This window comes from Paenibacillus sp. MDMC362, from assembly GCF_003269305.1.
Taxonomy (GTDB): Bacteria; Bacillota; Bacilli; order Paenibacillales; family Paenibacillaceae; genus Paenibacillus_AQ.
The window spans coordinates 24,955-31,711 of record NZ_QLYT01000085.1 but is presented as its reverse complement, the minus strand read 5'-3'; the positions used below and the strand labels follow the sequence as shown (position 1 = coordinate 31,711).

5 protein-coding genes and 1 tRNA gene are annotated in these 6,757 nt (G+C 48.0%); all 6 read left to right on the top strand.

Translation table 11 applies throughout. The features are described from left to right. The first annotated feature begins 429 nt into the window (after window positions 1–429). Window positions 430–1,887: an IMP dehydrogenase gene (gene guaB, locus DP091_RS30010; RefSeq protein ID WP_113061683.1), complete on the top strand. Its 1,458-nt coding sequence runs from the start codon at window positions 430–432 to the stop codon at window positions 1,885–1,887. 152 nt (window positions 1,888–2,039) lie between these two features. Then, entirely contained in the window at window positions 2,040–3,443 is a 1,404-nt protein-coding gene (locus DP091_RS30005) for a D-alanyl-D-alanine carboxypeptidase family protein (RefSeq protein WP_113061682.1), read from the top strand. Window positions 3,444–3,606: 163 nt separating this feature from the next. Further along, window positions 3,607–4,488 (top strand): pyridoxal 5'-phosphate synthase lyase subunit PdxS, encoded by an 882-nt coding sequence (gene pdxS, locus DP091_RS30000; RefSeq protein WP_071221106.1) that lies wholly within the window; start codon window positions 3,607–3,609, stop codon window positions 4,486–4,488. Window positions 4,489–4,503: 15 nt separating this feature from the next. Further along, entirely contained in the window at window positions 4,504–5,091 is a 588-nt protein-coding gene (gene pdxT / locus DP091_RS29995) for a pyridoxal 5'-phosphate synthase glutaminase subunit PdxT (protein ID WP_113061681.1), read from the top strand. Between the two features lie 188 nt (window positions 5,092–5,279). Beyond that, a complete protein-coding gene (gene serS / locus DP091_RS29990; protein ID WP_113061680.1) occupies window positions 5,280–6,563 on the top strand; it encodes a serine--tRNA ligase in 1,284 nt (427 codons plus the stop codon). A 72-nt stretch (window positions 6,564–6,635) separates the two neighbouring features. Further along, a tRNA-Ser gene (locus tag DP091_RS29985) sits at window positions 6,636–6,724 on the top strand. The last annotated feature ends 33 nt before the right edge of the window (window positions 6,725–6,757 follow it).

The window sequence follows — 6,757 nt, the reverse complement described above, 5'->3', positions numbered from 1 at the left end:
CCAAGCGAACAACCATAAAGACCGTTATCGAGTCATCGATAACGGTCTTTTCCTATACTCAACAACATGGATTTATGAAATCGGGGACTATCTCGTACCGGGTTAGGTGATACTAAACGACAGCGATTCAATGTCCCTAAGATGATGTCTCAAGGCTTGGCGTGTGGACAGACAAGCCTTTAACCTGGGTAAGTCTCCATTTAATAGAAGAAACCCGGTTTGTTTGTCCATTCCAAAGAGACAGGATAACGCGCTGGATGGATACTTGCGATCTTCAAGCAAAGGGCGAATATCAATCCTTGACAGCCTATGGGCCCTTTGCTAAGATGGCAATAATATATTTCTGAAAATACTTGAAAATGCCGTCCGGTCCAGCTCTGACAGTAGTTGTAGTCCGCAGGAAGACGACAAAAAGGAGGAATAACCCAGGTGTGGGAAGATAAGTTTAGCAAGGAAGGCCTCACTTTTGACGATGTATTGTTGGTTCCTAGAAAATCCGAGGTACTTCCAAAAGAAGTAGATGTTAGCACCAAATTGAGCGAGCATGTAAAATTGAATATCCCGCTCATCAGTGCAGGAATGGACACCGTAACGGAAGCTCCTTTGGCAATTGCCATTGCTAGAGAAGGCGGAATCGGCATTATTCATAAAAATATGACTGTTGAACAACAAGCAGAAGAGGTAGATCGGGTTAAGCGTTCGGAAAGTGGTGTTATTACGAATCCGTTCTCACTCCATGCTGATCATCTTGTATCCGATGCAGAGAAACTCATGAGTAAGTTCCGGATTTCCGGCGTACCGATCGTAGATAAGAACAATAAGCTGATTGGGATTTTGACGAATCGTGATCTTCGTTTTGTTCATGACTACAATACGGTAATTAGTGAAGTAATGACCAGCGAGAATCTGGTGACAGCTCCGGTTGGAACGACTCTTCAAGATGCCGAAATGATTCTGCAGAAGCATAAGATTGAGAAACTGCCTTTGGTAGACGAAGATAATGTTCTTAAAGGACTTATCACGATTAAAGATATTGAGAAAGCGATTCAGTTCCCTAGAGCTGCGAAAGATGCTCAAGGCCGCCTGCTTGTAGGTGCAGCGATCGGAATTTCCAAAGATACCTTCGAAAGAGCAGAAGCGCTTGTGAAAGCTGGCGTAGACGTCATTACCGTTGACTCGGCCCACGGTCACCATATCAACATCATTGATTCCGTTCGCAAATTGCGCGAAGTGTATCCGGATCTGACGATTATCGCTGGTAACGTGGCTACAGGCGAGGGTACAAGAGAACTTATCGAAGCCGGGGCATCCGTCGTTAAAGTCGGAATTGGGCCTGGATCGATCTGTACGACTCGTGTCATTGCCGGGATTGGCGTACCGCAAATCACAGCGATCTATGATTGTGCAACGGTTGCTAAGGAATATGGAGTGCCGATTATTGCAGATGGCGGTATCAAATACTCCGGCGAAATTACAAAAGCGATCGCAGCCGGAGCAAGTGCAGTTATGTTGGGCAGCATGTTTGCCGGTACGGAGGAGAGCCCGGGCGAAGCTGAGATCTATCAAGGACGCCGTTTCAAGGCTTACCGCGGTATGGGTTCCCTTGCTGCCATGAAACAAGGCAGTAAAGACCGTTACTTCCAGGATGACGACAAGAAACTGGTACCGGAAGGCATTGAGGGTCGTGTTGCTTACAAAGGGCCTTTGGCAGATACCATCCATCAGCTGATCGGTGGATTGCGCTCCGGTATGGGCTATTGCGGTACACAAAACCTAGAGGAATTGCGGAATGATACACAGTTCATCCGTATCTCCGGTGCAGGACTCCGCGAGAGCCATCCGCATGATATCCAAATTACCAAAGAAGCACCTAACTATTCCTTGTAATTCACTCGAAAGACCAAGGATAAACAACATATGTCATTTATTTCCTGGACAAGCTGGATGAAATTCATCTAGCTTGTCTTTTTTTGATACCCCCCCTATGATAGAATAGAACAAGTTAATGACTTATTGAGAATTAGAGGGGAGTAATTCCATTGATAGACAAGTCTGTAAAGAGGAATAAACGACAACGCATTCAAAGAACGCTGGCATCCTTGATGCTGTTTAATATACTGTGTTTCTCTGCTGTGCCCGCGGTTTCGCTGGCGGCGCCTCAAATGCTGGCAACAGCGGATACGACGAAAGCCACAGAGGACAAAGCGACAACGAATAACTCGAAGCCGGATAAAGTGCCATCGATTGATCAACTGAATTTGGACGTAAGCTCTGCCGTATTGATAGAGCCATCTACAGGTCAAGTGTTGTTATCTATTAATGCTGATGAAGCATTGCCGCCGGCGAGTATGACGAAGATGATGACGGAATATATCGTGGCAGAGAAGGTAAAACAAGGCGAGTTAGCTTGGGATGACGTAGTCACGGTAGGGGAAAATGCTGAAAAAACCGTGGGCTCACGGATATTTTTAGCTGAAGGCGACCAACATACAGTGGAAGAGCTCTACATAGCCATGGCTGTCGGCTCGGCGAATGATGCAACGGTAGCATTGGCTGAACATGTCGCTGGTTCCGAAGCAGAGTTTGTTACCATGATGAACGATACGGCGAAAAAGATGGGATTGAAGACTGCTTTCTTTATTAATTCTACAGGCCTTAGCCGTGCAGATATGCCTGAGAAATACCGTCCTGCAGAAGATAAAGAAACCGTAATGTCGGCAATGGATACTGCATTACTTGCCAAGTATATCGTTGAGGATCATCCTGACTTTGCTAGATTTACAGCCATTCAATCGCATAAATTCCGGCCGCGCGATACGAGTCCGATCATCAACTACAACTGGATGCTGGAGGCCAACAAAAGCATTACGAACTTCAAGGCCTATGCTTACGAAGGTTTGGACGGTTTGAAAACCGGTCATACCAATGCGGCGGGTTATTGCTTTGCCGGTACTGCTGAGCGTGACGGCATGCGTTTGATCAGCGTGGTTATGGGAACGAAATCTGAAGGTGCCCGTTTTAAAGAAACCAAAAAAGTCCTTGATTACGGCTTTGAGAACTTCGAAGTGAAGGAAGTTCAAGCTGCCGGTGCAACCGTAGAAGGCTTTGAAACCGTCGAATTGAAGAAGGGCAAAGGCAAAGAAGCTGCGCTCGTAACCGATAAAGCTCTTACTTTTGTTGTGCCGAAAGGTTCAAGCGGCAAGAACATTACCTTTGAAGCCAAACTGGACTCCTCCAGCATGACGGCTCCTGTTGCCAAGGATACGAAGGTGGGCACGGTAACTTACACCTATAAAATAGAAGGCATGAAGGAAGCTCAGACCGAAACGGTAAACCTAATCACCGCGGAGGAAGTTGAGAAGGCAGGCTGGTTTAAGCTATTCCTGCGGGCGATTGGAGACTTTTTTGCCGATTTGTTTGATTCCATCAAAAATCTTTTCTAACAGCCGATAAATTCCGAGTAAATGGGTTGTGTATTTGATTTTGATGCGGTAAAATATCAAGTTAGATTCATTGCAAGCATGCACCTATACGGGTACAGACCATATCGCCAGGGAAAGCTGTAATGGCGATAAGATACAACATATATTCGGGAGGCTAGGGGACATGGAAACAGGAACATCAACTGTAAAAAGAGGTATGGCAGAAATGCAAAAAGGCGGCGTCATTATGGACGTCATGAATGCGGAACAAGCAAAGATCGCTGAAGCTGCCGGTGCAACGGCAGTTATGGCGCTGGAGCGCGTTCCTTCCGATATTCGCGCTGCTGGGGGAGTAGCACGGATGGCTGACCCAACCATCGTTGAGGAAGTCATGAAAGTTGTATCCATTCCAGTTATGGCCAAAGCTCGTATCGGTCATTACGTTGAGGCAAAAGTACTCGAATCTCTTGGCGTGGATTATCTCGACGAGAGCGAAGTGCTGACACCGGCGGATGAAGTGTTCCATATCGATAAATGGGATTTCACGGTACCGTTCGTATGCGGCGCAAAGGACCTTGGCGAAGCGCTGCGTCGTATTGGTGAAGGTGCATCCATGCTCCGTACGAAAGGCGAGCCGGGAACAGGTAATATCGTGGAAGCCGTTCGCCATATGCGCCTCATCAACAGTCAAATCCGTAAAGTTCGCAACATGTCGAAGGACGAGTTGTATGCCGAAGCGAAGAACCTGGGTGTTTCCTATGACCTCCTGAAGGGCATTCATGAGACAGGCAAGCTCCCTGTCGTTAACTTTGCAGCTGGTGGCGTGGCAACACCTGCAGATGCCGCATTGATGATGCATTTAGGCGCTGACGGCGTATTTGTTGGATCCGGTATTTTCAAATCGGACAGCCCTGAGAAATTCGCTCGTGCGATCGTTGAAGCGACTACGCATTATGATGATTATAAATTGATTGCTGAAGTATCCAAGAATTTGGGTACTCCGATGAAAGGCATCGAGATATCCAAGCTTAGTCCGGCTGAGCGCATGCAGGATCGCGGCTGGTAAGAGAGAAGGGGTAACATGAAGGTCGGCGTACTGGCACTTCAGGGTGCCGTTGCAGAGCATATTCGAAGCATCACGCTTGCTGGTGCCGAGGGAGTGCCGATCAAGAAGGTCGAGCAGTTGGACGACATTGACGGCTTGATTATTCCTGGCGGTGAGAGCACCACCATCGGCAAGCTGATGCGGAAGTATGATTTTATGGATGCGATTCGTCTGTTCTCAGCCCAGGGCAAACCGATATTCGGAACATGCGCCGGACTGATCGTGCTGGCGAAACGAATTCAAGGCGACGAAGAGGCTCACTTAAAGCTGATGGACATCACGGTGGCGCGTAACGCATTTGGACGTCAGCGTGAAAGCTTCGAGACCGATTTGCCTGTAAAAGGAATCGAGGAAACGGTACGGGCAGTCTTTATCCGTGCGCCGCTCATTCTGGAAGTGGGGCCGGGCGTTGAGGTTCTGTCCACTTATAAAGATGAGATCGTTACAGCCAGACAAGGGCATCTGCTCGCAGCCTCGTATCATCCGGAGCTGACGGACGATTACCGACTTCATCAATATTTTGTGGAGATGGTTCGATCCCGGTCTACGGCACCACAGACGTAATAGTTACAGTAGAAGACATCTTGACTCTATGGCAGTATGTGGGAGTCAAGTTGTCTTTTTCGCTGAAATACAATAAGATGTATCGTATGTATAATGTACACTGCAGCCTTGTCCCAAGGCTTTTTATCAATAAATAGGGCAGCTGCTTCGATATACTTGATGGATGTTTTACTTTAGGAGGGTTTCCCGTGTTAGACGTAAAAATATTGCGCAGCGAGTACAGTCGTGTAGAAGAAGCGCTGAAGAACCGAGGCAAATCGCTCGATCTGATTGCGGATTTTCCTAAGCTTGACGCCCGGCGCCGGGAATTGCTGCAGGAAAGCGAAAGTTTGAAGAATCGCCGCAACACCGTGTCGGCTGAAGTGGCCAAACTTAAGAAGAATCGTGAGAATGCAGATGATCTGATCCTGGAAATGCGACAAGTGTCGGACCAGATTAAAGCGATGGATGAGGAAGTTCGCGAGCTGGAGGCCAGCATATCCGAGCTTACTTTGGCGATTCCGAATATTCCTCACGAGAGTGTGCCGGTAGGCGCTTCGGAGGAGGAAAACGTGGAAATCCGCCGCTGGGCGGAGCCAAAAGCTTTCGATTTCGAGCCCAAGGCCCACTGGGAGCTTGCTCAGAATCTGAGTATTTTGGATTTTGAAGCAGGTGCGAAGGTAACGGGTTCAAGGTTTACGTTCTATAAAGGTTTAGGTGCTCGTCTTGAGCGTGCTCTGATCAGTTTCATGATGGATCTGCACAGCGACAAACACGGCTATGAGGAAATGCTGCCTCCATATATCGTCAACCGGGACAGCTTGTACGGAACAGGGCAGCTGCCTAAATTCGAAGAGGATTTATTCAAGATTAGCGATACCGACTATTACCTCATCCCAACTGCTGAGGTTCCTGTAACGAACTACCATCGCGAGGAAATCTTAAATGCCGAGGATCTGCCTAAATATTACGTGGCTTACAGCTCCTGTTTCCGTTCGGAAGCCGGCGCGGCAGGGCGCGACACACGGGGACTTATTCGTCAGCATCAGTTCAACAAGGTTGAGATGGTGAAAATTGTACATCCGGAAACATCGTTTGATGAGCTTGAGAAGATGACGGCAGATGCGGAGCGCGTGCTTCAGCTGCTGAATCTTCCTTATCGTGTCATGGCTCTCTGTACTGGGGATATGGGCTTTGGATCCATGAAGACCTACGATCTGGAAGTTTGGCTTCCGGAGAGCGGCGCATATCGTGAAATCTCCTCATGTTCGAACATCGGGGACTTCCAGGCTCGCCGTGCCAACATTCGCTTCCGTCCGGAACCGAAGAGCAAGCCTGAATTTGTCCACACCTTGAATGGTTCCGGGCTTGCGGTAGGACGTACCGTCGCTGCGATTCTGGAGAATTATCAACAGGCTGACGGATCCGTCGTTATTCCTGAAGTACTTCGCCCGTACATGGGGAACGTTAGCATCATTGATCAGAAAAAATAAGTTGATAAAACAGTTTGCCTTGTGGTATAATGATTTTTGCACGTGATTCATTTGCATGGATCATTACCACATGGAGAGGTACCGAAGCGGTCATAACGGGGCGGTCTTGAAAACCGTTAGGGGGCAACTCCACATGGGTTCGAATCCCATCCTCTCCGCCATACATATGAAACATAAACCGTTTCCTTAGGGAA

Coding starts and splice junctions, on each gene's coding strand:
- pdxT (WP_113061681.1), top strand. CDS start 4,504: ATGAAGGTCGGCGTACTGGCACTTCAGGGTGCCGTTGCAGAGCATATT.
- pdxS (WP_071221106.1), top strand. CDS start 3,607: ATGGAAACAGGAACATCAACTGTAAAAAGAGGTATGGCAGAAATGCAA.